Origin of the sequence: Streptococcus nasisuis, from assembly GCF_040836615.1 — a bacterium.
In the GTDB taxonomy this organism is placed as follows: Bacteria; Bacillota; Bacilli; order Lactobacillales; family Streptococcaceae; genus Streptococcus; species Streptococcus suis_V.
In genome coordinates, this window is the sequence record NZ_CP162268.1 from 652,670 (window position 1) to 679,214 (window position 26,545).

The 26,545-nt window shown below is 34.4% G+C and carries 21 protein-coding genes and 6 pseudogenes; 16 read left to right on the plus strand and 11 right to left on the minus strand.

All coding sequences use genetic code 11. From position 1 onward, the window contains the following. Positions 1-85: 85 nt before the first annotated feature. A complete protein-coding gene (locus AB1F57_RS03350) occupies positions 86-1,765 on the plus strand; it encodes an ABC transporter ATP-binding protein (protein WP_249338958.1) in 1,680 nt (559 codons plus the stop codon). Positions 1,766-2,345: 580 nt separating this feature from the next. Here the strand turns inward: AB1F57_RS03350 and AB1F57_RS03355 are convergent. The 5 genes and pseudogenes from AB1F57_RS03355 to AB1F57_RS03375 all read right to left on the minus strand — a co-directional run. Then, positions 2,346-3,601 (minus strand): annotated as a pseudogene (locus tag AB1F57_RS03355) (IS66 family transposase); the annotation flags it as partial. Further along, positions 3,516-3,742: pseudogene (locus AB1F57_RS03360) on the minus strand (transposase). The pseudogenes AB1F57_RS03360 and AB1F57_RS03355, both read right to left, overlap by 86 nt. Before the next feature lie 144 nt (positions 3,743-3,886). Next, positions 3,887-5,155: pseudogene (locus tag AB1F57_RS03365) on the minus strand (IS4 family transposase). 163 nt (positions 5,156-5,318) lie between these two features. Then, positions 5,319-5,669: an IS66 family insertion sequence element accessory protein TnpB gene (gene tnpB, locus AB1F57_RS03370; RefSeq protein ID WP_170242985.1), complete on the minus strand. Its 351-nt coding sequence runs from the start codon at positions 5,667-5,669 to the stop codon at positions 5,319-5,321. Next, positions 5,650-5,835 carry a hypothetical protein gene (locus tag AB1F57_RS03375; RefSeq protein WP_159723591.1) on the minus strand — a complete coding sequence of 62 codons (186 nt, stop codon included), beginning with the start codon at positions 5,833-5,835 and terminating at the stop codon, positions 5,650-5,652. Before AB1F57_RS03375 ends, tnpB begins: the two co-directional genes overlap by 20 nt. A gap of 339 nt (positions 5,836-6,174) precedes the next feature. On the opposite strand from AB1F57_RS03375, the gene AB1F57_RS03380 reads away from it, so the two are divergent. Genes AB1F57_RS03380 through AB1F57_RS03390 form a run of 3 tightly spaced genes read left to right on the plus strand, consistent with a single transcriptional unit; the run spans position 6,175 to position 7,367 of the window. Next, entirely contained in the window at positions 6,175-6,696 is a 522-nt protein-coding gene (locus tag AB1F57_RS03380) for a DUF2975 domain-containing protein (protein ID WP_170242986.1), read from the plus strand. 4 nt (positions 6,697-6,700) lie between these two features. Further along, positions 6,701-6,925: a helix-turn-helix transcriptional regulator gene (locus AB1F57_RS03385; RefSeq protein ID WP_117647129.1), complete on the plus strand. Its 225-nt coding sequence runs from the start codon at positions 6,701-6,703 to the stop codon at positions 6,923-6,925. Further along, complete coding sequence (locus tag AB1F57_RS03390) at positions 6,915-7,367, plus strand: hypothetical protein (protein ID WP_170242987.1); 453 nt, start codon at positions 6,915-6,917, stop codon at positions 7,365-7,367. Before AB1F57_RS03385 ends, AB1F57_RS03390 begins: the two co-directional genes overlap by 11 nt. Positions 7,368-7,518: 151 nt before the next feature. On the opposite strand, the gene AB1F57_RS03395 is transcribed toward AB1F57_RS03390, so the two are convergent. Next, positions 7,519-7,656, minus strand: a complete 138-nt coding sequence (locus tag AB1F57_RS03395; protein WP_159723574.1) for a class III lanthipeptide — start codon at positions 7,654-7,656, stop codon at positions 7,519-7,521. A gap of 58 nt (positions 7,657-7,714) precedes the next feature. Then, complete coding sequence (locus AB1F57_RS03400; RefSeq protein ID WP_201448055.1) at positions 7,715-7,834, minus strand: class III lanthipeptide; 120 nt, start codon at positions 7,832-7,834, stop codon at positions 7,715-7,717. A 499-nt stretch (positions 7,835-8,333) separates the two neighbouring features. Between AB1F57_RS03400 and AB1F57_RS03405 the strand changes: the two are divergent. Further along, positions 8,334-9,462: pseudogene (locus AB1F57_RS03405) on the plus strand (IS3 family transposase). Positions 9,463-10,213: 751 nt separating this feature from the next. Here the strand turns inward: AB1F57_RS03405 and AB1F57_RS03410 are convergent. Continuing rightward, positions 10,214-10,696, minus strand: a pseudogene (locus AB1F57_RS03410) (IS5 family transposase); the annotation flags it as partial. A gap of 11 nt (positions 10,697-10,707) precedes the next feature. After that, a complete protein-coding gene (locus AB1F57_RS03415) occupies positions 10,708-10,821 on the minus strand; it encodes a hypothetical protein (protein ID WP_333779916.1) in 114 nt (37 codons plus the stop codon). A gap of 265 nt (positions 10,822-11,086) precedes the next feature. Here AB1F57_RS03415 and AB1F57_RS03420 point away from each other — a divergent pair, with 265 nt between their 5' ends. From AB1F57_RS03420 to AB1F57_RS03435, 4 genes and pseudogenes are all read left to right on the plus strand, one after another. Beyond that, on the plus strand, positions 11,087-11,290 hold the full coding sequence (locus AB1F57_RS03420; RefSeq protein ID WP_143877629.1) for a helix-turn-helix domain-containing protein: 204 nt from the start codon (positions 11,087-11,089) through the stop codon (positions 11,288-11,290). Between the two features lie 285 nt (positions 11,291-11,575). After that, entirely contained in the window at positions 11,576-11,683 is a 108-nt protein-coding gene (locus AB1F57_RS03425) for a hypothetical protein (RefSeq protein WP_367986326.1), read from the plus strand. An 85-nt stretch (positions 11,684-11,768) separates the two neighbouring features. After that, positions 11,769-13,543, plus strand: a pseudogene (locus AB1F57_RS03430) (recombinase family protein). 1 nt (position 13,544) lies between these two features. Further along, the gene (locus AB1F57_RS03435; RefSeq protein WP_367986087.1) at positions 13,545-13,838 is read left to right on the plus strand and encodes an RNA methyltransferase; all 294 of its coding nucleotides are present in this window, start codon (positions 13,545-13,547) and stop codon (positions 13,836-13,838) included. Between the two features lie 42 nt (positions 13,839-13,880). Here AB1F57_RS03435 and AB1F57_RS03440 read toward each other — a convergent pair whose 3' ends face one another. Further along, positions 13,881-15,353 (minus strand): plasmid recombination protein, encoded by a 1,473-nt coding sequence (locus AB1F57_RS03440; RefSeq protein WP_367986088.1) that lies wholly within the window; start codon positions 15,351-15,353, stop codon positions 13,881-13,883. 993 nt (positions 15,354-16,346) lie between these two features. Here AB1F57_RS03440 and AB1F57_RS03445 point away from each other — a divergent pair. The 7 genes from AB1F57_RS03445 to AB1F57_RS03475 all read left to right on the plus strand — a co-directional run bounded on the left by AB1F57_RS03445 (position 16,347) and on the right by AB1F57_RS03475 (position 26,023). Then, positions 16,347-16,610, plus strand: a complete 264-nt coding sequence (locus AB1F57_RS03445) for a type II toxin-antitoxin system Phd/YefM family antitoxin (protein WP_105109671.1) — start codon at positions 16,347-16,349, stop codon at positions 16,608-16,610. Further along, positions 16,600-16,914, plus strand: a complete 315-nt coding sequence (locus AB1F57_RS03450; RefSeq protein ID WP_167786033.1) for a type II toxin-antitoxin system RelE/ParE family toxin — start codon at positions 16,600-16,602, stop codon at positions 16,912-16,914. The genes AB1F57_RS03445 and AB1F57_RS03450 overlap by 11 nt, the downstream gene beginning before the upstream one ends. Before the next feature lie 125 nt (positions 16,915-17,039). Next, entirely contained in the window at positions 17,040-18,953 is a 1,914-nt protein-coding gene (locus AB1F57_RS03455) for a site-specific DNA-methyltransferase (protein WP_367986089.1), read from the plus strand. After that, positions 18,953-21,496, plus strand: coding sequence for a DEAD/DEAH box helicase family protein (locus tag AB1F57_RS03460; RefSeq protein WP_167786031.1), 2,544 nt, complete (start codon positions 18,953-18,955; stop codon positions 21,494-21,496). Before AB1F57_RS03455 ends, AB1F57_RS03460 begins: the two co-directional genes overlap by 1 nt. Positions 21,497-22,001: 505 nt before the next feature. After that, positions 22,002-23,675 (plus strand): recombinase family protein, encoded by a 1,674-nt coding sequence (locus AB1F57_RS03465; protein ID WP_367986090.1) that lies wholly within the window; start codon positions 22,002-22,004, stop codon positions 23,673-23,675. 152 nt (positions 23,676-23,827) lie between these two features. Next, the gene (locus tag AB1F57_RS03470) at positions 23,828-24,559 is read left to right on the plus strand and encodes a GntR family transcriptional regulator (RefSeq protein ID WP_170239526.1); all 732 of its coding nucleotides are present in this window, start codon (positions 23,828-23,830) and stop codon (positions 24,557-24,559) included. 207 nt (positions 24,560-24,766) lie between these two features. Beyond that, positions 24,767-26,023 carry an ISL3 family transposase gene (locus AB1F57_RS03475; RefSeq protein WP_167785830.1) on the plus strand — a complete coding sequence of 419 codons (1,257 nt, stop codon included), beginning with the start codon at positions 24,767-24,769 and terminating at the stop codon, positions 26,021-26,023. Positions 26,024-26,103: 80 nt separating this feature from the next. Here the strand turns inward: AB1F57_RS03475 and AB1F57_RS03480 are convergent, their stop codons facing one another. Continuing rightward, a complete protein-coding gene (locus AB1F57_RS03480) occupies positions 26,104-26,403 on the minus strand; it encodes a DUF3270 family protein (protein ID WP_105110673.1) in 300 nt (99 codons plus the stop codon). Positions 26,404-26,545: the final 142 nt, after the last annotated feature.

Below are 26,545 nucleotides of genomic sequence, written 5' to 3' on the forward strand. Positions count from 1 at the left end.
ATTTTCAAGGCTAGCTGTATAGTATAGAGAGTGTGTATTTATGAGAAAAAACAATAATTTAGACATCTTATTCTTAAAGAAGTATATGCCCAGTAGTTTGTATCTTTTCTTTTTAAGTTTATTAGTATTTACTGGTACTATTGTGTCTCTAAGTATTCCAATTTTTATTATGAAATTAATTGATAACATGAAAAATGGGCTACATGTTGCTGATATAATGCTAGTTATTTCACTGTTTATTATGGAATTATGTTTCACTGCATTCTCATTTTATTTTATAAATAAAACATCAGAGAGAATTGTAAAACAAATACGAGTAGAGATATGGTATCACATTTTGAATTTACCTATTTCGTATTTTGATAAAAATCGTTCAGGAGCTGTTGTAACAAATATTATCCATGACACTGAAGAAATATCAGAATTTTTAAATAGTCAAGTTAGTTCTTTTTTTACAAATATCGTATCAATTATTGGTTCAATTATAATACTTTTGGTGTTAGATTGGAAGTTAGCAATATTATTAGGTATTGCTGTCCCTATAGCTGTTTTAATTACTAGCTATTTTGGGAATCAAGAATATATTATTGCTATGAGATATAGAGAAAGTATCTCGAATTTGCAAAACAATCTAACATCGACTCTTTCAAAAATTAGGTTAGTAAAATCAACTACTTCAGAAGAGGCAGAGCTTCGAAAAGAGAGCGAATTGTTTAGTTCTCTGTATAATGTTGGAGTTCAAGAAGGCAAAGTACTTGGTATTCTTTCTCCTATATCATCAATGGTTGTTATGTTACTTCTAGTTATAACGTTTGGTTATGGTACATATCGAATATCAAATGGGACGTTATCAAACGGAGCACTGGTCGCGAGTATAGTATACTTATTTCAATTAGCTGATCCTTTCTCACAAATTATTTCTTTCTTTACTAACTATCAAAAATTTAGGGCTTCAGTAAAAAAGATACAAGAGTTACTTTTAGAACCTTTAGAAAAGAGTTATTTTCCAGAAGCTGATGATAGTGTTAATACAGATAGAGGTGGATTGTTTTTCGATGATATTGAGTTTTCTTATAGTGAAAATGAAAAGACGGTATTTAATGGTATAAATTATGAATTTCAATTATTTAAAACAACAGCAATTATTGGAGTTAGTGGCGCTGGAAAAACAACCATATTTTCACTGATTGAAAGATTCTATACTCCAACTAATGGAAGAATTTTTTTTCAGAATAAAGATATAACAAGTATTCCATTAAAAAAGTGGAGGAGTAAAATTGCCTATTTATCACAAGATATTGATCTATCATTCGGGTCATTGTTAGAAAATTTAACTTATGGCATATCAGACTACTCTATGGATGAGGTAAATAAGTTAGTAGAACAATTTGATCTAAAATCTTTTGTTGATAATTTAGAATATGGCTATAATACTATTGTTGGAGAGAAGGGAATAACTCTTTCGGGAGGACAAAGACAACGTATTGCTCTTATTAGAGCAATATTAAAGGATGCTGATATATATTTACTTGATGAGCCAACATCAGCCTTGGACACTCATACAGAAAAACTAGTTCAAATTACTTTAGAGAAATATTTGAAAGGAAAGACTGTTCTAGTTATTGCGCACAGATTGAAGACTATAACTGCTGCAGATGAAATTGTTATATTGAATAATAAAACAATCGAGTATCACGGAAAGCATAGTGAGTTAAAAAAATCTTGCAATCTGTATAATCAATTATTAGAAGATAGTGTACACTAAAATAAAGTTTAAAGATTTAAGCTAAAAGAACTCAAAACCGGATAGGTGTGAGGGGGTATTGTTTAATTTATACTTTTTTGTTAAAGATAAGAAAAAGAGGAAGTAATCGGATGGAAAAAAGTAGAAATGATTAGTATGTATCTCTTCTGTCAGTTAATTAATGAATTACTTCCAATATTCTTTTTTGGAGGGAGTGTTCTATTTTTGTTTTTACATTTGGCATCTCAAAGCTATACTAGTATTTAGAATAGCTTTGAGATGCTTTTTATGTGACTTTCAGTTCGTGTTTCGTAACCGCCCAATAATAGAGTATATTGAAAAAGTTCCAAACTTAACTGACTTTGGAACTTTTTTGTTTGCAGTGATGTTGAATGGTTTTATGCCATGGTAAATAAGCCTCTAGAACCTCTTTTTTGGCGAGGGTCTCCTCGTTAGGGAGATGGTCTAAAGGTATGTCATATATTTCTTTGGGGAACTATATACTTGTTTACACAAACACTAAATGTAGTTGTTTAATCAAGTGAAATGTTATTTCAAAACGCTACATATTGTATTTGGTGTAAACTTATATATAGTTCCCTTTCTTTGAATCAAGTCCGTGGCGCTTGGCCGTTTCTAAAAGGCTTAAGATAATAGCTGTCGCCTTGGCTCCCTCAAAACTTTGAGAAAATAACCAATTTTTCCGACCGATGACAAGGGTCTTTATCGCTCGCCCTGCTAGGTTGTTCGACAAAACGAGATTCCAGTCCGCTAAAACCGTTCGGAAGGTGCTTTCGTATGTCAAGCTATACTCCAAGGCAGTACCTAACTTTGACCTGGATAATACAACTTGCTTACACCAATCGAAGAATTCTGTCATTAAGGGAGCTAACTCTGTCTGGCGTTTATAGTATCTCTCCTCAGCTGATAATGCCTCCATTCTCTTTCTAAGCTAAACATCTACTTACAATAAGCCAACCCTTTGGCCCATAAAGAAGTCTTGTCTGCCTGCTTCGGTGTTGCTTCAAAGAACTTCCTTCTCACATGAGCCCAACAGCCGACTAACTTGGCATGAGCTAATTACCGATAAGCACTCCACATGTCAAACTGCACATAACCGGCATAATCTCCAAGAAATTCCTGAACAACCAAACCACTTCGGCGCTAGTCATGGTGATAGAGGGTAATGCCTTGGTCTTCCTGCTTCCCAGATAAGAATGTCCACTAATAGGACAATTGTCGATCACTTTCTAAGACCTTATAGGAAGTTTCATCCGCATGAAGGACAGGTTGTTCCAGCAACTTCTCGTGTAGAAGGTCATAAATCGGATCAAAATAATATTGGCTAGACCTCATATGCCAGTTGGCTATTTCCTTGAGACTAATCGGTAAACCCATCTTGTTCTAATCCTCTTCCTGACGATAATTGGGTACCTTAAGGTTGAACTTTTGATGGATTGTGTGAGCAATAATCGATGCAAAATCTAAACTATGTGATAAGGGAGCTTTAGGAATAGGAGCCTTAATAATCTTATCAGTGAGCCCCTCTTCACTACAGTTTTGACATTTATAGGCATGTTGGATATGGACAACACGTTTTAATTGGGCAGGAATAAAGACCAATTCCTGCCTCTGAATACAAGAACCAATTTCTTTAAGGTCGCTATGAGAGTCTGGGCAAATGCAGTCTTCACCCTTTAGTTTCTGATGGATTATTTCTGGAGTGAATTGGTTAAAAATAGCTTGGCGAACCCCTTTAGCTTTTTTGCGTTTATAGGTAATCGTTTCTGTTCCAACTGGGTAAGTCCTTATCTTCCTCTGGAAGCTGGTCTTCTTCGAAGAGACTGATTTGACCAGACGGATAAGTCACTTTTCTGATGACTTCTCATAGAGTTTTTGAGTTAGGTAAGCTACTTGTTCACGAAGGAGAGCAAGTTCGTTGGATAAATGATTAATTGTAGAAGACTGTTGTTTGATAATGTTTAGTAATTCTTCCATAGTCTCAATGTCATTAAGTTAACCTCATCCTTCATCAAACAACCTATTCCTACACTCGTATATTAGTGCATATTCTGGGATAGGTGGTACTTTTTATCGCATTTTGGCCGCACAAAAGGAAGGTTTTTTCCCATTTTTCATTAATTATGGTACTCTATAAGCTAAACTTGAACTTACTGGACTTTGGCTTTTTATCTTTCTTGGAAATGTTCGATTGGGTCGAACAATGGATAAATGCTTGGCTATGTAGGTGTTCAATTTGGAGGAAGCAAGGATACCTCTGAGAAATTTTTGACAGGCATAAACAGCGTCTGAAAAGTTGATTTCATATGTTTTTTTCGCCTTTGATTGTTTAATGGTAACATGTGAGATGAGCCATTTACAAAAGTTAAAATTAATAAAAAGTGCATAGATTTCTTGGATAATCCCTTCCTTCTTTTTGGCATGAAAATGAGTCAGCCCCACACTGTATTTAAGGTCACGAAAACGGGTCTCTATGCCCCATCTGCTGGCATAGAGGTCTTTTAATTTTTTCACGGAATCATCTGTATTCGTAACTAAGGTTTCATAGCAACCAGGTTGGATTTCCAGTCGTACCATACGAAATGTTAGCTCATAAAAGCTGATGGGGTCTGCTTTTCGACTAGAGCTCGGTAAGAAATCAAAAGGGGAGTGATGCGTTAAATAGTGATATTGGTTGGGAAAGTCTCGATAGTTTTGCTTCATCTCATGGGTTTGTTTCCGACAGAGTTTGAGGTTGAAATGTTCATCAAAACAAGGCGTGTCAGGCAGGTTCAAACCTGATTTGATGGAGGCATTTCCATCCCGAATTCGGATGACATACAACCAATTTTTCTCTTGGCAATGGGCCATGACATTGTAAGAGTTATAGCCTCTATCCATGATGACAAGTGCTCGTGCGAAAGGGAGAATTTTCCATCATGTCAAAGAAAGCAGCGCGTTCATCATGATCGACCTTGTCTTGAATCCGCAGGTCACAATAAACACCGTTTTCTAAATCGTAAAGCGTACGATTTGCCCCCGTTTGGATACAGGTCGACTTATCAAAGCGATTTCTAGGCAAAATGACATCACTGACATCCACAGCTAAGATTGGCATAGGGTTAACAGTGGGGATTTTAGCAGTAAAATCTCTAAAAAGCCTTTCAAATGCTTGGAATTTAATCTGATAACGTCGTTGAACGAAAGCAGACTGAGAGACGGGAAAGTCCAAATCCAGCAGTTCTTTAGCTAAACTCTTGCCACCCAAGGCAAGGAGAGATTTCAACATCGTTTTCATGTCAATGGGCTGTTTCGGCTGAAATCTTTTTCTGGTTGACGGACAAACTGGTTGGCATCTGAAACGATGTCATCAATACTATTAAGCAAATGACTTTTAATTTGGTCAAACATGATTTTTCCCTTTTATTTTTAGTCTAACATAGAAAAAAATCTCCTGCCACTCATAATTTGGAGTAGTAGGGGATTTAACTTAATGACATTGTCCATAGTCTTGCCCTCTTGATTGTTCTTTGTGCTATTTTTCTTTTATTATATCGAAAGAAAAGCCATGATTTCAATAGAAATCATGGCTTTTTGCAAGATTTATTTTAGGAGAGATAGAAAATCCCTTCATCAGCCAGTCAACCTGTTCAGAGGTCAAGGTTTTAATGTCAGTTTCTGTGTTTGGCCAAGTCAGTTTTCCATTTTCAAACCGTTTATAGAGTAACCAGAATCCTTGACCATCCCAGTAATGAGCCTTAAAACGGTCTTTACGTCCACCGCAGAAGAGAAAAACCTGCTCTGAAAAAGGATCTAAAGCAAATTGACTTTTCACCAAATAAACCAGTGAATCAATCCCTTGTCTCATATCCGTTTTTCCACAAACCAAGAAAACTTGTCCTAAATCACTGAGTTGGATTGTCATAGCCTAGCACCTTGTTTAAAATAGCTTCTAGCCAGTCTTGATTAAGGCATTGAAATAAGGTCAGTTCAAGTTTATCCGGTCGGATTTTCAGTAAGACATCATTTCTAGAATTGGATTCAAACCGACGAGTTTGTGGTGTATCCAAGGGGACGATAGGTTGTGAAATCAAAATAACCTCCTGTAATCATTGTTTACAACAGTATACTAAAGGCGCGCAATTAAGATAGATACCTGGTTATTGGGCGCTTACCGTGTTTCGCTCCGGAGGTGCGAAAAATAAATAAACCACCACCCACTATATGTGATTAGATACCAAAAAGGGTGGTTATGATTTTCTGGATAATACTCACATAAAAAATAAATAGCTATACATTGATTTGATCTAATATTGGCTATCATTTTTTATGTTCCAATAATATTTAAAAATAATTGACACAAATACATTATTGTGATACAATAATTTCATAAAATAAATTATTGTATCACAATAATGGAGGTGTTTTATATGAACAGATTTTTAAAAATAATCGGTTATGGTCTATCCCTTGCACAATATGTTATTTGGTTGCTTGTTTTTCTATTATTAATAGGAGTAGTGGGAATTTTCTTTGGAGGACAGACGAGCCACGGAAGTTTTATATTTGATTATGGAAATTTTATAATCAATATTCCAATTATTTTTCCTTTGTTGGTTCTTTTTATGACAATAGCTATGTGCTTTATTGTTATTAAATTGTTAAAAATTTGGAGTATTCTGATGATAGATTTTAGTGATGGTAAATACTTTAATTTTAAAAATTTAGAATATTTAAAGAAATCTTTTCTGTTTTTGCTTTGCTTAACAATTTTTCAACTCTCAATTAACCTAATATTTAATTACTTGAACATAGATAATGTTAGTGGATTATTTGATTTGTCAATAAAGAATTATTTTGTAAATATATCGTTTCTGATATTGAATTATTTATTGATTATCGTATTCAAAAAAGGAGAAAAGATACAGAAGGATAATGAGGAGATAATTTAATGATATGGAAGAAATAAAAATAAATTTAGATGAAGTGATTAAGTCTAGGAAGCTTACATCAAAAGAACTAGCTAAAAGAATTGATATAACCGAAGCAAACTTATCAATTTTGAAGACCGGAAAAGCCAAAGGGATACGATTTTCGACATTATTGAATATTTGTAGAGAACTTGATTGCCAACCCGGTGAAATTATTGAATATAAAAGGAGTAAAGATAATGAAGAATAAAAAAATATTGATGATTCTAGTTGGTTTTTTAGCATCAATAATACTTGTATCGTGTGGTCTAGGAATTAGTGATACAGTACAAGATGTTACATCAGAAATTCATCAAGAAACTCCCAAAGAAGATACTGAAGGTTTAGGAATAAAACAGGTATTAGTACAAAAAAACGGTGAAAATGTGGATATATCTACTAAAGATTTTACTGGCTATATTTACATAATGAGCACAAAAGAAAATATTGAATCAATTAGAAAATCAGAATTTAATATCAATAATGATTCTTTTCAAGATGTTAAAAAAGGGTCTGAGCATGATTTCAATATTCGTTATAATAGTAAGACATTTTTTTCGGTAAAACAGATAAAAGTTGAATCAGTTAGTTCAGTAAAGATTTCTTCAAATTATTCAGAAAATAATTTATTGGTTTTAAGAGAAGAAAAGTGATAAGAAATAACTGTAAGTTTGACCTATATCAATCTTACAGTTAGTAATCAAAAAGGGCCTCCACTATTCCGAATAAATTATTCAGAATAGTGGAGAAACCCATAAAATTCAAAACTATTATAATAACATATGTATAGTAGCTTTATACTTTCTATTTATTTGTTGTTTTAACACATAAAAATAGACTAATTGAGCTTTGCTTTTTACACATTACACTGAGATTAGAAGCATTACAAAATTTTGCTTGTTCAGTGGAGACCATAGTTTGCAAAGATAATACTTTCTTCATTAAATCCCTCCTATAAAGTTAAGATAAAAATGAGAATTAATCTTATCGGAAAATTTTATTAACAAATAAACCAACTAGCATGACTACTGTTCTTACAGTTTACGCTTTTTGATGATTTAGCCATTAATTTTGTGTTTTCCTTCACTTTGAGTTGTTGTAAAGATAAAATGTTTTTCATGTTCGTTCTCCTTTTTTAATTATAGTTAAGCTACCTTATTTATCTATTATAATAGTATTGACTTCCTTAAAAATACCCTATATTATATAAAATATAATATCTCAATAAATTTTGAAACTCTTCCATTAGAATAATAAATCTAGTGTTTCAGGTATCAAAGGAAACCAACTTTTCCAACTTTTTCCTCTAATCGCTTCTAGAGCAAGAAGGACACCCGAAGCACCTGAAAATAAGTCTCCCGATAACCTATAACCGTAGTCACCAGGAAGCATTACTTCCTGTCCTGTATCTATTGCATACATCTGCATGGTATTAAGTAATGTCAGCGTTTTCTTCCTATCTATTATACCATACTATTGTTCAATATGGGAAGTAAAAAGCAATGAAAAAGTACATTAATGTATAAAGAAAAGATCATGGCACTAGCCCCTAAAAATGAGACACAAGAAAAACACTCCTGTTGAAATCTAGTACACACTAGAAACAGGAGTGTTTTGTTATGGTTAAAAAAGTGTATTCGGTAGAAATTAAGTTGGCCTGCATCGAAATGAAGAAGGCTGGGAAGTTCAACAAGGTCATCATGGAGACCTTAGGTATCAAAAATGTCAGTCAAGTAAAGACTTGGAGGTGTTGGTATCGGAATGATGAGCTACATTGTTTCCACTAACTTGTAGGGAAACAATACACCTACGGCAAAGGGATTGAGCAGTTATCTGAAGTAGAACAGTTACGTTTGCAGGTAGAACTGCTAAAAAGTGTCGGAGCTAGGTAAGACAATCGACAAAGTGAGTCTTCTCAAGCTTGTGGAAGAAGATAGAGAATTCTATCCCGTATCTGTCATTGTGGACTGTTTCGGTGTCAAACGCTCCACTTTCTACCGTTAGAAAGCAAGAGGAGAGCAATCTGAGGAAAGAGATGAGGTTGTAGAGAAAATAGAACAACTCTGTATGGAAAATCAGTTTATCTAAGGCTATCGTACTATCAGCCGACTACTCAAGAAAATTCATAGTCTTGTCGTCAATCGTAAGAAAGTTTATCGTATCATGAAGGAGAACGGCTGGATCTGTCGGACACGGTCTAAGAAAGTCCCAAATTTAGGGAAATCTTACTATGTGACGAAAAATAAGTTAGGTCGCGATTTTCAAGCAGACAAGCCATTGGAGAAGCTTGTTGCAGACATTACTTATCTATACTTTGGGAAATGTAAACTTTACCTATCCTCTATCATGAATCTCTACGATCGCGAGATTGTGGCTTATACCATTTCAGATTGTCAGGATACAGACTTTGTACTGGACACGCTCAATCAACTGGATTTTCCTCAAGGAGTAATCTTAAACAGTGATCAGGTGAATCGGTTACACTTCCAAGGTTATACTATCAGGCTTGTACAGAAAAAGGCATCACCCGATCCATGTCCCGTAAGGGAACCCCAGCGGATAATGCCTGTATCGAATGGTTCCATTCCGTACTAAAGTCTGGAACCTTCTATCTCCATAACTGGAGAAACTTAACCAAAGATAGTATAACAGATATTGTTAATATTAAATCATATTTATAATGAAAATAGAATTCAACGGAGATTCAACGACCAATCCCCTGTAGATTACAGAAAACTGGTCGTATAAAAAGTGTTTTTCTTCTCTCCCATTAGTGGGGTGCAGTGCCGTTGTTTATCCAGTTTTCAATGAATGCGACTTGTTTAGAAGTCGTTTTTCTTGTGCCTTTGGACGAGCAACGATAGATGATTTTATTGTAGTTCTTGTTTGTGTCACTTTCCCAAGAAGAATAAGGGTGGGCGTAATATCGGTAGGCAGACAGATATTATTTGGAATTCCTCGCAAAAGAATTATTACTATGGTTTTAAAGCTCACATGTTAGTCATCATGTCGGACCATATTGTGGAAGAGCTAAGAGATGCTTTGGCACGAAAGGGAGATTAGTTCTGGGCTCCCTTCCCTGTAAGAATATGGCAAGTGCGAGAAAACACAATAAGTGGGAACTATTGAAAGCTAGATGGATGACTGAAACACAAGTTTCACTCCTCTGTACTGTGTATGATATAGAACATTCTCTGGCTAGAAGTTTGGCTGGGATAGAATTATGGATGGAACGAATTATATTTATTCACAATTTGTGCTACTCTTTTCTAGTATCAGAGATATAGCATATATTTTCGATAAAAAATCTTTTTACATAACGCTTCGCCGTATGAAAGTTATATTTGTTCATATGTTTGACATAAATGAAAAGATTTAGTTTTAGCGTAAAATTTGTGATTTTTATAGATATTGTTGAATTTTTAATTAAGAAGACGTAGTTAGTGGCCTTGTTTATGTTTATCGTTCTAAAGAATTCTAAGAACCTGTATTCACAATATTATAGAGCCCCTAAAAGACGACTAATGTGTGATAGTTTGACAAAAGCAACCTCTGACGATACGGATTTTTCAACATCCTTAGCTAATCTTCGAGAATGATTCAACCAAGAAAAAGTTCGCTCAATAACCCAACGTTTGGGAATGATTTGCCAGTTGCCCTTGATTTTTTCAGAAATATCTACTGCGCAGCCAAACTCTTCAATCATCATCTCCTCAAAACTTTTCCGATAACCAGCATCGGCTGAAAAAGCCTTGATGGTTGGGAATTGTACCATCACTTTGCGAGCCACTAAAATGCCTGATTTTGTATCGTGCAAATTAGCTGCATGAACCACCACATCAAGAAGATTGCCCATGGTATCAACAACTATGTGGCGCTTCCTCCCTTTGACTTTTTTACCGCCATCAATCCCACGTTCCTCTGCAGCATCTGCTGTTTTCACGCTTTGAGAATCAATGATAGCATAGGTTGGAGTGGCTGCTCTACCAGCATTTAGTTGCTTTTTTTAACCAGTTCTATCAAAATGGTGTCCCACAGTCCGCTCTCCTTGGCACGACGAAAGAAACCCCAGACAGTTGGGTAAGGAGGGAAATCATGAGGGAGCATGCGCCATTAGCAGCCTGTTTTAGTGATATATAGGGTTACATTCATGAGTTCTCATTTAGACCATTTATAGGTGCGGTGTTTGGAGAAATAGGGTTCAAGTTGAGCCCATTCTTGATTGGTTAAATCAGTATCATATGCTTTTCGTGCCATATCTTTAGTTTAACATTTTTTTGTGAATACAGGTTCTAAATTAATTTATGCATATTTCGCATAAAATTCTGATTATTATTTTCACCGAATTACAATAATAGTAAGAGGATTGTTAATGTATATCAGATTGAAAAATTTAAGAGAGGACAAAGATTTGTCACAAAATCAGATTGCGGAATATCTTCATTGTTCACAGTCTGCTTATTCTAGAATAGAAAGTGGCAAGCAAGATATTCCTACCCCATTTTTGAAACAATTAGCAAAATTATATCAGGTAACTACTGATTATATTTTAGAAATGGATAGATTTAGTCATTAATAGATCCTAGTTCATTGAAAACTGAATAGACCAAGGTGGGACTTTCTTATTTGTTGAGCAATTTAGTGAAATACGCGGTGATATGAGCGATAATTATTAGCTATAAAATAGAGTGGTTCTCTATCTGCCATGACCATAAATAAGGACAATGATACTTCTGACCGTTCAGGCTGCCATCGTAAAAGGACAGCGGGTGAAATGCCCATGAATGATTTAACCAATCATACCCACGGAGGAATGAATTTTTGAGGTATTTATATGAAACAAGATATATTGGAATATCAAATGCAGAGGTCTCTTTTAGAACTTCTATTTCATAAAAATTTAGTTACCCAAGTGGAGTATCAAAATATTAAAGCTAAACTAGATAGGAAATACAAAAATACTAATTAGGGAACACAAAATAGCGGACATAAGTAGTTGAACGCGGTAAAATATTTTCAATGAGTTTCCTATTTTGTAGAAAGGATTTGGAGATATGGTAAAACAAATCGAAGTAATCAGAGCTCAGGAAAATGTTCGGCGTAATCATGGGAAAATAGAAATTTCTCAAAAGAGAGTCGCAGCTTATTGTAGGGTTAGCACTGATAGTGAAGATCAGAAAAATAGTTATGAATCACAAGTGAAACATTACAAAGAGTATATATCGCAACGTTCAGATTGGCAACTTGTTGATATTTATGCTGATGAAGGTATTACAGGCACTCAAGTTGGCAAACGTCAAGACTTTCAAAGATTGATAACCGATTGCTTAAATGGTGAAATTGATTATATTGTTACCAAGGCTATTGCAAGGTTTGCTAGAAATACACTTGACACTCTTAAGTATGTTCGTATGCTAAAAGATAAACAGATTGGAGTTTACTTTGAGGAAGAGAACATTGATACTTTAACTATGGATGGGGAGCTATTGTTGACTATCCTAAGTTCCGTAGCTCAGCAAGAAGTAGAAAATATATCAGCACATGTTAAAAAGGGGCTAAAAATGAAGATGCAACGAGGAGAACTTGTTGGTGGTCCCCGTTGCTTAGGGTATGATTTTGACTGGGAAACTCGTCAAATTACAGTTAATCAGGAAGAAGCAAAGATTGTTCGCTATATATTCGATAGGTACTTAGAGGGAATCGGGGGGCGTGTCATTGCCCGTGAATTGGAGGAGATGGGAGTGACTTCCCCACGGGGAAATAAATCTTGGGCAGAGACGACTATCCTGGGAGTAATAAAGAATGAGAAGTACAAAGGAGATGTTTTACAAGGAAAAACCTTTACCGTAGATCCAATTAGCAAACGACGTTTAGATAATTATGGCGAAGAGGACCAATATTACATAAAAGGGAATCATGAACCGATTGTGACAGAAGAAGAGTTCAATCAAGCACAAGAAATCAGATTACGCCGGTCAGGGAGACGTGGTAGAATTGGTTCAACTTCTGGAAAACGACAACGTTTTTCTAGAATGTATGCGTTCAGTAGCATGCTAGAATGCGGATTTTGTCAGTCTGTGTTATCAAGACGTTCTTGGCATAGTGGAACGATTTACCATAAGGTTATTTGGCATTGTCAAGTTGCAATAAAAAAAGGTAAACGTCATTGTCAGCATAGTAAGGGGATTAGTGAGTCCGCTATTGAGAAAGCTTTTTAGAAAGTTTCAGATTGCTTTATCAAAACAACGATAAAATTATTGATCTATTTTTACAAACAGTTGAAGAGGAAATTAGTGATAATTCACTAGAATTAGAGCTACAAAGTATTGAGAAACAGCTAATAAAACTGAAACAGCAAGAAAGAGATATCATCCAAATGAAACTTGATGGCAGGATCAGTGATGACTTGTATGATGAAAAATTCCATGCTATTATAAAGGATAAAGAAAAACTATCAGCTTCAAAAGTAAATCTTGAGGTTAGGCTACATACAGATTCAGGTGTTAAAGAACGTTTAGAACCATTTAGAAAATTGTTGAAATCTAAGCAACTAATTAGCGAGTTTGATCGTGCAATCTTTGAAAGTTTAGTAGAGAAAGTGATTATTGGAGGTATATCTGATGATGGAGTTGTTGATCCAGCAAAGATTACTTTTATTTATAAATCTGGAGATGAGACTTCTTTGAATTCTAAAAATTTCAAAGATAAGCGTAAAAATGAGTCGAAAAAATCGGGAAATGCTTCGTCAGAATTGTGTAGTAATGATACAAACATTGATGAAAAATTGTCTCCTCAGTCCACGGACACCACGAACAGAGGCGGTTGTTAAATTGTCCAAACGAGATATCAACCATCATATTGATCTTGAAATCAATGAAGACGACCTCAAAGATATTTCTGTTAAGAAGGATGCCACTTATTCAGAAATCAAAGATTATGTCTTTAGAAAATTTGAATTAAAAGTATCTACCCTTAACATTGCACAAGTTAAAAGGAAACTTGGGATAATTGAGCGAGAGAACTATAATCACTCTAAGAAAGAAAATCAAAGAGTTCCAAATTGTCCACCCAAAAAAGAACAAGCTATCATCGATGCGTTAAGTTGGTTTGGAATGATTGAGTAATTAAATAAATTAAAAAGTGCAGAGTACTGTTCTCTGCACTTTTTAACGTTCATAATCATTTGTATTGCGATTTTTACTTATTTGCTCTCGGTGTAACTTTTTGTGTTTTTCGATACGTTCAAATACTTTTTTCTTATCATTTTCTGTGAGATATTTTTGAAAATCGTCGTAAAGGTTTATTGCAGGTTGGACTTCTTTCAATAGTGAATCCATTTTTTTCTTAGCTTCTTTTTGTTCAGCAATTCGTACTGACCTCTCATGTTGAAGCTGCTCCCTGGCTCTTTTTAATTCGCCTGTCAACTGGCTAATTTTCTGTTTCAATCCTTTGACGATACTATTGTTAAAGACTTTATCAATAAAATCGTCTAAAATTTGTTTCATAGGTTTAGTATTTACTTGGTATAACATTTTTTCAAAAATTTTTAAAGGTACAACTGCAAATTTTTCTTTTTTTCCAATTAGTCCACGTTCCTCTACTTTAAAGTCCTTGGTAAATAGGTAATTCTTATCCTCTTTAATTCCAATATCCTTTAATAATTGTTCGTTGATAGCATTTATAGCTTTTTCTTGAGCTAATAGTAATTCTAGTTTATCAGCTTTAGCTTCAAACTTTTCATCTAACTTATTAACAGACTCTTGCTTTGAATGGATGACATTATCATATTGTTCAATTGATTGTGTTTTTCTATCAATCTCTTTTTCAAGTGTATTCAACTTCTCTTTCTTTTTTGCAAATTCTTTTTCTACTTTTGAGACCTCAGAAGTGATTTCAGCTTTAATCTCATTCAGTTTCTTTCCTTTTTCCTCCTCAAGTTTTGCTATCATTTCTTTGTATTCACGCATATCCTTAAGATTATTCGTACCTACCTGCTTGCGTTCAACTGCCATTTCTTTCAGCATTTCTTCAAGGATTTTAATTTCGTTGTTGCGAAAAGCCATCAATTGAAATTTTCCTTTTTCAGTAAATCCCTCTTGCTTCAATGTTTTTGAAAAGCTTGGTTGTTTTGAAAGACCATTTTTGTAGCCAGTTGCGACAGGAACTACATTTAGATGTAAATGCGGAGCACCTTTTTCATCCAGATGCACTACTGCATTATAAACACGGAAATGTGGATGACGTTTTTCGAAATCTTGTGCATATTTAGCTAAATATATCCCTATGTTGAGTTTATATCCTTCTGGTAATTCATCCCAATCCGCTTTTGATCCAATACCAATGATAAACTCTCTCTGTTGATCTAAGGTATCAAGTTTACCAACATGTTTATAATAATCCTTGATTTTTAGATCATTTCTTATCTGCTTTTCATTGTATTCCTTCAAAGCAGGCCCGAATTCCTTTTCATATAGTTCTCGAATATCTAATTGTTTCACTACAATATTTTGATGACTTTTATCTCTAAGAATGTGTGAATGTTCTGGGCTCTTCCATTCTTTTTCCGTTAAATCTCGATTATTATGTCGAATGTTTGTCATTCTCGGATTTGTTTTAAATGAAATAGTTAAGCTAGGCATTCCTATTGCTCCTTTATTATTTATTTACTATTAGTATGCCTTAAAACCGAATTAAAAAAATTCAAGCATTAATTTGTTGATGATTATTCTAGAATCATGTAATTAATTATTAATGTCATATTATTGAGCATAGAAATTTGTGGAAATAAATGATATGGCATTGGCTAATGAATAAGTTTAGAGTTGAAAATTGTGTGGAGTATTTAAGTAATCCATATGTAAACAAATAATGGTTTTGTATAGTTAACTATTTTGGCTGTAATTTTGGATAAAAAAAGACCACGTTCTCTAAAATAATGGGTAAATAAAGAAGACCACGTTCTCTAAAATAATGGATAGATAAAGAAGGCCACGTTCTCTAAAATAATGGGTAGATAAAGAAGACCATATTCTCTAAATTAATGGGCTAATTAAAGAAGTCCATGTTTTCAAAAACAGCGGACCAATAAAGTAAGCCATTCTTTAACAGGTAATGGTCTTATAAAGATACCCATTATGACTGTAAAAAATGGATAGATAAATAAACCCATTATTTTAGTAGAAAAGTGATTATTTAAGATTGGTATCTTAATTTCTAAATTTTTAATATCTGAAAATTTTGTGCTATGATTGCTCGAATAACGAGCAATGGCGAGGCGCACCGCTATTCCTCGCCAAATAAATTAGACTCAATGATTCTCCTTAAAAAAATTGATAAGCAAGTAACAGAGGTTTTTGTTACTTTTTGTCAAAAAGTAACGTTTTTGTAGTTTTGACAGCCCTGTGGTCCATCAAAACTACAAACGCTCTCCGAGGGGTCTTGCAGACGGCACATTCGTCCCTAAGGACGAAAAGACAATGTCCAAGAATCGCAAAGACATTGTCAGAGAATAAGGCGGAAGCTAGTTTAAAGATTATGAAAAACGAGTACGAAATAGAAAAGGAACTCTTATTCTCCACTGTTATTTTTGATAAAATTTTGATATAATTTTATCAAAAACAGGAGGTGCAGAAATGCTTAATATTAGACCAGTCTCAGATTTAAGAAATCGATTCAGTGAAATCGAATCAGATGTTATAGAAAATGGTGAACCAGTATTTTTGACAAAAAATGGGTATGGTTCTATGGTTGTAATGAGTTTAGAGCAATATTCACTCTTGACGGACACAAGGGAGAAAGCATTGGATGAAGCAGATCAGCAAGCAACCATAAGTTCAAAACGATACACAGCCGAAGAAATTTTTGGAAGAGTGAGAAATAGGATTGATGGAGAATAAACATTATGAACTTACTTTTCTACCACTCTTTGAACAAGATCTTAATGAAGCTGTGGACTATATTACAAATACTTTAAATAGTCCCCAATCAGCTTTGAATCTAGTTGATGAAGTAGAAAAGGCTATTTTTGAAAGGTTAAAGAATCCCTCTGGCTACGCACCATTTCCTACACTCAAAAAACGTCCTAATGATTATTACACAATCAAAGTTAGGAACTTTACGATATTTTATGTGCTAATTGAAAATACTATGGAAATACGTCGGATTCTTTATAGTAAACGTAATTTTGAACGGTTACTATAAAATGCTATAATTAAATTAAAAACCGAGGCTAGCCTCCTTTGTTATGAATATAACAAAGGAGGCTAGCCTCCTTTGTTATGAATATAACAAAGGAATCCTAATGGTCTCTCTTATAAGGAGAATTCATGGACAATAACAGACAAAAAGAACTTTTGAAACTTTTGGCTAAAGCTCAAGAAGAGGTAATGAGCGGGAATGAGGTTTCGACAGAATTTGCAAGAGTACTTTTCCCGCCAGCACGAAAAGAATATGAATTAACTTATTATGGCAAAGAAAGTGAGCAAGCTATCATTAGTCAAACTTTTGCAGTTCCTTTACAAGAAAACCGAAGATTTGGGGAAGCACTCGACAATGAATGGTTAAATAAAATTATATTTGGAGATAATTTGCAGGTCTTAAAAACTCTTGTAGAGATGAAGCATCGAGGTGAATTGAAGAATGCTGATGGGACAGATGGTGTACGCTTAATTTATATTGATCCACCATTTGCAACCAAGCAAGATTTTTCAAATAAAGATTCTAAGGCATACTCTGATAAATTGGCTGGTGCCGAATTTTTAGAGTGGTTAAGAAAACGACTAATTCTATTGAGGGAAGTGTTATCTGATGATGGTTCAATCTTTATCCATTTAGATTGGCATAAAGCTCATTATATTAAAGTTCTTATGGATGAAATTTTTGGTGAAGGAAATTTTAGGAACGAAATTATATGGCATTATGGAACATATGTAGGTAATACAAAAAATAATTTTCCAAGAAAGCATGATTCAATTTTCCTATATAGTAAAGGTAAAGATAGAATTTTCTATCCCCAGAGAGACGGGAATCCTGAAAATGATGCAAATTATAAGAGGTGGAAAAATTACTTTGATGAAAATAATCAAATTCTTGGGAAAAATTACCCTAAAGACGATTCCAAATTTTCTGGCTATGTAAGAAGATTCAAAAAAGAAAACGGTAGAGAGCCTAATGAGGATGATTTACTACTAAGTGTAGAGGGAAAACTTGTTGATTCTGTTTGGGAAATTCAATCTGTCAATCCAATGGCAAAAGAAAGAATTGGTTATCCAACACAAAAACCTGAAGAATTACTGGAAAGAATAATTAGTGCATCATCTAATGAGGGAGACCTAATCCTAGACAGCTTTGGTGGTTCCGGAACAACTGCTGCAGTAGCTGAAAAGTTAGGTAGAAGATGGATTACAGTTGATGCAGGGAAGCTATCAATTTACACCATTCAAAAAAGAATTTTAGGAATTGAAAACAATGAACCTTTTGCAGTTTATGATGCAGGCCTCTATGATAATGAAAAGCTAAATGCTTTTGATAGTACACAATGGAAACAGTTTGCAATGGCTTTATATAATGTCCAACCCTCTTATCAGTCAATTAAAGGCCTATCTTTTGATGGGATGAAAGATGGCTCATTAGTTAAGGTTTACTCACCTAATGAATTAAATGAACTAAAAGCGAAAATATCAGAAGATACTTTGGAACAGATTTATTCTCGTTTAGGTTCTGCTTCCCCTAGTGAGATATTCATTATTGCTCCACAAGGAAAATTTTCTTTTGCTGTTGATGAGTACGATAATGATGGAGAATGGAGTACTATTTTTAATATTTTACGTGTTCCCTACTCAATGTATCAAAAATTCACGGAGAATTTCAAAGGTACAATTCAAGCAGAAGATACCGATTCAGTGAATGCGGTTGTTGATGCCTATGGATTTGATTTTATGCGAAAACCAAATGTTGATTTTGAAATTACTGGGGAAGAATTACGAATCAGCACTTTTGAATCATTCTCTAGATTGAAAGGTAAAGAAAATGTGAGTGGATTTGAAGCCTTTTCAATGCTGTTAGTTGACTTATCATATGACAGTCAAGCTTTCAATGTAGATAAAGTTTACTACCACAAAGATTTTGATGAAAATCAATCTATAGTATTTGATGAGAACCAAATTGATGGTCAAGCTATGTTCATATTTGTGGATAAGTTCGGAAATGAATTTGTAACAACGAAGGGAGAAATGGCATAATGGAATATAAAGATAGCGATTTAGTATTGGAAGTAAGTAAAAATGTAAATCCTGCTGTTTGGGATGAAGGTTTTTTTCAAAATTTTTTCGAATTATTATTCGGAAAGAGAAGCTACCAGAAGGAAGCGGCAGAAGTCGCATTACGCTTTCTAAATTCGGGTGAGTACCAAGATATATCGGCGTTAGCAAAAGAGAATTTTGAAAAAAATCCAGTTATAAGAGCAAGATGGAACAATGATTTTAATTTGATGCAAGATGATTTAGATTTATCTGACAAGTTATCAGCAACTCTAGATTTAGCAACAGGAACTGGTAAATCATATGTTATGTTTGCGATAGCTCTTGTTATGCTTGCCACAAAAAAAGTCTCTCGAGTTCTCGTATTAGTTCCCAGTGTAACCATCGAAAGTGAGCTGACTCAAAAATTTAAAGATTTATTAGGAAATCAGCAACTTCTCAAGACTCTCGGGGATAATTTTGTACCGCCTCAAATTTTAAATGGAGATAGTACACTTGTAGAGAATTCCATTGCGATTGAAAACCGAAATGCTATTTATAAAGCCCAATCAGCTAGAAATTCAATAGTTGATAGCTTGAAAGGTAATGGTGAGAAGACACTTGTATTGAATGATGAAGTTCATCATGTTTATTATTCTGAAACAAATGAATGGAAAAATTTCATAGAAGATGAAAGAAGTAATAATATCAATTTCAAGTATGTTATTGGAGTAACTGGTACTGCTTATAAAGGGAAAAATAAAAGTGGGAATGACTATTTTTCAAATGTCATTTATCGTTTTTCTTTACGAGATGCTATAGAACAAGGTTTTGTTAAGGATATTGAATATATTTCAAAAGAAGATATTCCAAAAGATAAGGATGAACGTTGGCAAGTTATTTTGAATTCTCATGAAGATGTTGCATCGCATATACCTGAGGAATTGAATATTAAGCCAATTACTATTATAGTAACATCAAAACAAAACCTTGCCGATAGTCAGGCTAAAGCATTTAAAAAATTTCTAAAAATACAAAGAAATTTGACTGATTCTGAAGTTGACAACATGGTTCTTTCAGTTCACAGTGGGCAGAATGCAGCTATAGATAGAATGAAACTGTCTAAAGTTAATGATAAAGGTAATCCAGTGGAATTCATTTTTAGTGTTTCAATGCTTACTGAAGGTTGGGATGTTAAACGAGTATTTCAGATAGTTCCAGACGATGAAAGAGCGTTTAACTCAAAACTTTTGATTGCACAAGTACTTGGAAGGGGTTTACGTGTCCCAGAAGGTTGGGATGCTAGTAAGTGGGGAACTCCAACCGTAACAGTATTTAATCATGAAAAATGGTCTGCCAATGTAGAGGTACTCGTAAATGAGGTTCTAGAAATTAGACAACGAATTACTTTATCTGTTAATCATGAATCAAATTATAATTTTAGCTTGACGAATGTAAAATATTCTTCAAAACCTGACACTAAAGATTATCCAAAAATGGGGACTTATAATCTATGGGAAAATGGGGTTAATCTACCAACAGATGATAAATTTGGTAAGAGTACCATTACCCTTACAGACATTAAAACTAACTCAGACAGACAATTTCAAACAAAGTATGAGCATGAGCTGGTGACAGTGAAGGAAATGGCAAACATCTTATATAGTCGCTTTGAAGACTTAGAAGATCGTGAGTATGTGAGTGAATATCAAAGTCTTTGGCCAGTTTCAAAGATACAAAATATGATTGAGGAGTCATTGAAGAAGAGCGGAAATTCGTACATTACAAAAAATCTTAAGAATAAATTTTTGTCATCAATGAATGTTATCTTTAGGGATGGATCGAAAGTGGTTACATATGATATAGAACCCAAAGAATTTTATTTGGTTTCAACTACTAAATTACCCAAAAACACTTCTGAAATAAGCGGATTTAGAATGAGCAAAGTTCTCTTCTATAGCTCTGATTTGGAAGATAGCCTTTCATCTGACAAAGCAAGTTTAGATACTTTCAAAGAATTAACTGATACATCAAATGGCTACAGAACGAAAAATATAGACAATAAATACAATTTTAAAACCCCTCAGTATGGGATAGTTACAACTGGCAATCCTGAAAAAGAATTTTTATACAGAATGACTACAGACGTAGAAGTTATCAAAAGTATTGATTCATTTATAAAATCAGATGATATGTCCTTTTATAGCATAGACTATTCTTGGCAAAAAGGAACACATTATAAAAATGGACAATTTAACCCAGATTGGTTTATTAAGCAAGGTAATAATATTATAGCGGTAGAGGTTAAGGATGACTCACAAATTTCTGATCCTGATGCAGAGAATATTGGAAAAAATAAAGCTGCTCTCAAGCATTTCAAACTAATTAATGACTATTCTGAAAAAATGGGTGAGTTAACAAGATATAAGTTTACATTCCTTACTCCTAGAGATTTTGATATTTTTTTCAAAAGACTTTCCGAAAAAAATATCATGACATTTAATAGTAACTTAGATATCAAGTTAACGGAATTGATAAAATATTAGATTATTTTAGTAGAGCCCTTTTAATAAATTTACAATCAATCTTCTTTCACTGCAGTGTGAGAAGATTTTTTAATAAAATTAATGTTTAGAATCTAAAAACATGAATAATAATATGGCTGTAAGATTTGAGTTAAGTGTTTGATTTAAAGTATTAGAAACAGTTTTTTTATAATTTCCAAAAAATGGCAGAATGTAGTTGAGTTATAGAAGGAGTTTATCATGATTGTACATGATTTACATTTCTACAAGCAACTACTTCTGCCTTTTGTAATGAGTAATCTGAGTCAAATAATTTCACTTGGAGACCATCTATGGATGAACTAGTGAGATTTTTGGAAGAAATGCTTCTGAAATACGGAGATAACATTGATTGTTCAAATTTACCAATCAAGGAAGAAAATCTGTATTCTGATGAGTAGTTGCTTGTATTCTTTTCTAAAAAGAGTTAAAATACCCTTAAGATTATAAGGGTATTTTTTGGTCAAACTTTTCAAGGAGAAATTAAATGAAGCGAAAGAAAGCCTATATCTATACAAGGGTATCTACGACTATGCAGGTTGAAGGATTTTCATTAGATGCTCAAGAAGCAAAAATTCAGCAATATGCCAATGCTTTTGATATTGAGATTGTGAAAACCTATCAAGACGCTGGGAAATCTGGTAAAACCATGTTAGGACGAACGGAATTTATGAACATGATATCAGACATCGAAGCAGAGAAAGATAAGGTGGACTATGTACTTGTATTCAAATTATCACGTTTTGGTCGGAATGCTGCGGATACTTTAAAATCTCTAGCTATTATGGAATCTCATGGTGTAAATCTGATTTGCGTTGATGATGGACTGGATAGTTCAAAGGATTCAGGAAAGTTAGTTATTACGATCTTGTCGGCAGTTGCTGAAATGGAAAGAGAGAATATTATTTCTCAAGCTATGGAAGGTCGTAGACAAAAAGCGAGAGCTGGTCAATGGAATGGTGGATTTGCGCCTGTAGGATATTCCCTTGTTAATGGTCAATTACAAGTAAATCATGAAGAAGCTGAATCCGTAAAGATGATTTTTGATTTATTTGCCAACAGTGATATGGGCACTATAGCTATTGCCAAGCATTTAGCCAACCTAGATATAAAGAAACCAATTCGACACAATAGTACGCTTCCATATTTTTCATCAAGTGGCATTGCAAGAATCTTAGACAATCCAGTTTACAATGGAAAAATTGCTTTTGGACGGCGTGAAAGCACTCGAGATAAAATTTCTGGTGAAACGAAAGTCACGCAGTCTGAAAATTATATTCTAACAGACGGAATCCATGAAGCAATTATTGACGATGAGACTTGGAAAAAAGTGAGGAAAAAACGAGAAGCTAATGCCCATAAGTATAAACGTGAGAATCCAAACAAGGGCGACTCTATCTATATACTTTCAGGGTTGATAAAATGTCCATTATGCAATGCTGGGCTTTATGGAAATAAAAGTATCAAGCGAAATAAAAATAAGAAAGATGAATACTATAAAAACTATTACTACTATGCTTGTAAACATAGAAAACATGTAGATGGTCATAAGTGCACATTTAATAAACAGCTTAAAACAGGAAATTTAGACCATGAAGTATTATCAATCATTAGTAAGTTAGTTTCAAGACCTGATTTTGCACGAAAACTGCAAGAGAAAATAAATATTCAGGTTGATACAAGTAGGATAGACAGTGAAATTGAACAATATAAAAGTCTCTTTCGCCAATTAAGTGCAACTAAAATGAATTTAATCCAACAGATTGACTCCTTAAATTTTGAAGATCCTCATTTTCAGCAAAAGTCAATTGATTTAGATATGAGATTAAATACTATTTATGATAAATTAGCAGATGTAGAAATGCTAATTGAGACAAGTGAATCTAAACGAGAGGTAATCCTAAAAGATAAAATGACCGCTGATAATATTTATAAAATATTAGTTAACTTTGCATCATTTATGGACGTCATGGAAGATATCGACAAGAAGCGATTGTGTCAGATGTTGATTGAAAAAGTCGAAATTTATGATGACAAAAATAAAGCAGGACGTTGGGTAAAAGCCATTCATTTCAAGCTTCCAATCATTGAGGAAGACTTAGAAATTAGTTTGGACAATAGTACACCGGTTGAAGCGGTTGTTAAGTTGGTGAGGAAATGAGTCTATTACTGGCAGTCATGGATGATTTACCGACATTTTTCTTGAAATTTTCCTAGAAAATGAAAAGTAGGGAAAATCCCTACAAACTCTTGATTTCCGAACGTTTTTTTACTATACTAATGGTGGTTATAACCAACGAAAGAGGTGATAATATGGTTACCGAAGCAGGTGACAAACCGCTATATTTACAATTGGTAGACGAATTGGAGATGAAGATTCGGAATACCATGGAACCGAATGATAAATTATCTTCTGAGCGCGAGTTAACCCATATTCATGGGGTGAGTAGGATTACAGTCCGCCTGGCAATTCAAGAATTAGAAAGAAGGGGACTTGTTTATAAAAAACATGGCAAGGGAACCTATGTTTCAGAGATAAGAGAACCTGCTGTTGATCTGTCCTCTGCCTATAGTTTTACAGAGCAGATGCGTAAAATCGGCAAGGTCCCAAAGACCCAGATTTTATCGTTGCTTGAGAAAAATGCGTCCGAGTATCTGGCCAAGCAGCTGCAAATCGACATCAACGAGCCCGTCGTTGAATTAGAACGGATTCGCCTGGCTGATAATGTTCCAATGATGCTGGAAAAGACTTATATTCCAGCTGAAGTTGTATCTGGAATGACTGAAGAGCGCCTTAATCACATGCCGCTCTATGAAATATTTGCTGAAGATTACAATCAAACCATTCGGCTGGCAGAAGAAGAATTTTATGCCAGTATTGCACTAGACCATGAGGCCAAGGTCCTGGGCATTAAAAACAATAGTCCTGTACTTCATATCACTCGGAAGACCTACAATCAAAAAAATAAGATTATTGAGTTTACCTTTAGTATTGCGCGGGCAGATCAGTTCAGATATAAGATTAGCCACATCCGTCAAGAGTAGTGGATTTCTACATCAAGGCTATTGAATCAATATTAGTTTTTTAACGAAGACAGCGAGCTAGGACAGGATTACTGCCCTGGCTTTTGGCTCTATAATTTCTGTAGTGGGTAAAACCACCGTGGAGATTATGGAGCTTTTTAAGTATATACAAAAAGTCCCATATGACCTATAATGAAAAGCAACCAAACTCACATTAGAAAGGCTCATATGGAACAACTAAATTTTATCACAAATTTTCTCAGAATTAAAGACAAAAATATCCTTATCACTGATGAATATGATATGGGAACTCACTTAGAACTACATGGTCACTTGGATTACACAGCCCCTAAATGTCCTTCTTGTAAGGGACAAATGGCTAAATACGATTTCCAAAAAGCCTCCAAAATCCCCTACCTAGAAACTGCTGGTTATCCACTCCTCATCCGCCTTAAAAAGCGTCGGTTCAAGTGTAAAGATTGCGGAAAAATGGCTGTCGCTGAAACTCCTCTTGTCAAGAAGAACCACCAAATCTCTGTCGCTGTTAACCAGAAAATCGCCCAGTTACTCATCGAAAATCAAGCAATGACACATATTGCACACAGGCTATCTATCTCAACATCATCAGTTAGTCGAAAGCTTAATGAGTTCAAGTTTGAAACAGATTGGAATATCTTACCTGAGGTGATGAGCTGGGATGAATATGGCTTTAAGAAGGGGAAGATGAGCTTTATCGCACAAGATTTCAACTCCCTAAACGTCATTACTATCCTTGACGGAAGAACTCAAGCAACCATCCGAAACCACTTTCTACGCTATCCTAGAAAGGTTAGAAACCGCGTTAAAGTCATCACTATGGACATGTATAGCCCATACTACCAATTGGCTAAACAGCTTTTTCCGCATGCCAAAATCGTCCTTGATCGCTTTCATATCGTACAACACCTTAGCCGTGCTATGAACCGTGTCCGTATTCAAATTATGAATCAATTCGACAGAAAATCGCACGAATACCGTGCTTTGAAACGCTACTGGAAATTGATACAACAAGATAGCCGTAAAATCAATGATAAACGATTTTATCGCCCTATGTTTCGCATGCATTTGACTAATAAGGAAATCCTAGAAAAACTACTGTCTTTTTCAGAGGAACTACGACAACACTATCAACTCTATCAATTTCTCTTGTTCCATTTCCAAGAGAAAAACTCAGATCATTTCTTCAGTCTCATCGAACAGGAAATAGCCACTGTTAATCCTATTTTCCAGACGGTATTTAAGACATTTCTAAAGGATAAAGACAAGGTTTTGAATGCCCTAGAATTGCCTTATTCCAACGCCAAACTGGAAGCTACCAATAATCTCATCAAAGTCATTAAGAGAAATGCCTTTGGTTTCAGGAACTTTGAAAACTTTAAAAAACGAATTTTGATTGCTTTGAACATAAAGAAAGAGAGAACGAAGTTCGTCCTCTCTAGGTGTTAGCTTTTCATCTACCCACTACAGTTGACAAAGAGCCTGGCTTTTTTGCAAGAAAAAGAGGGCTTTGAGCCCTCAGGTGATGTTTACGAGAATAATCGTTTAAATATTTTATTTGATGAGTATTTGAGCAGCTGCATACCAATAAAACCACTTGGAATAGCCAAGCAGAAGGACAGGAAGGCAGGGATGTTCAGCGAAAGATACACGTAAGTTGCTAGAACCGTCAAAATACTAAAAACAACAATATTCACAAAAAATAATAATTCATTGATTCGTGGAAGACTGGATTCTCTTGCTTGGTACGCTTGATAAGGGGCCTGTTTCTCTTTCGGGATATACTCTTCAGTGGGGATTTGGTCAGGCCGATATTGTCTAAGTGCCATATCGTCTCCTTTATTTTGCTTTTCAAGGATACCATAAAATTGAGTGGAAACTGTAACAAGATTATTACAATATTGTTACAAAAAAAATTAGAAAAGTCTGAAGATTAAAATTCAGGTCCGCTTCCGTTTTTAAAAAATCTTT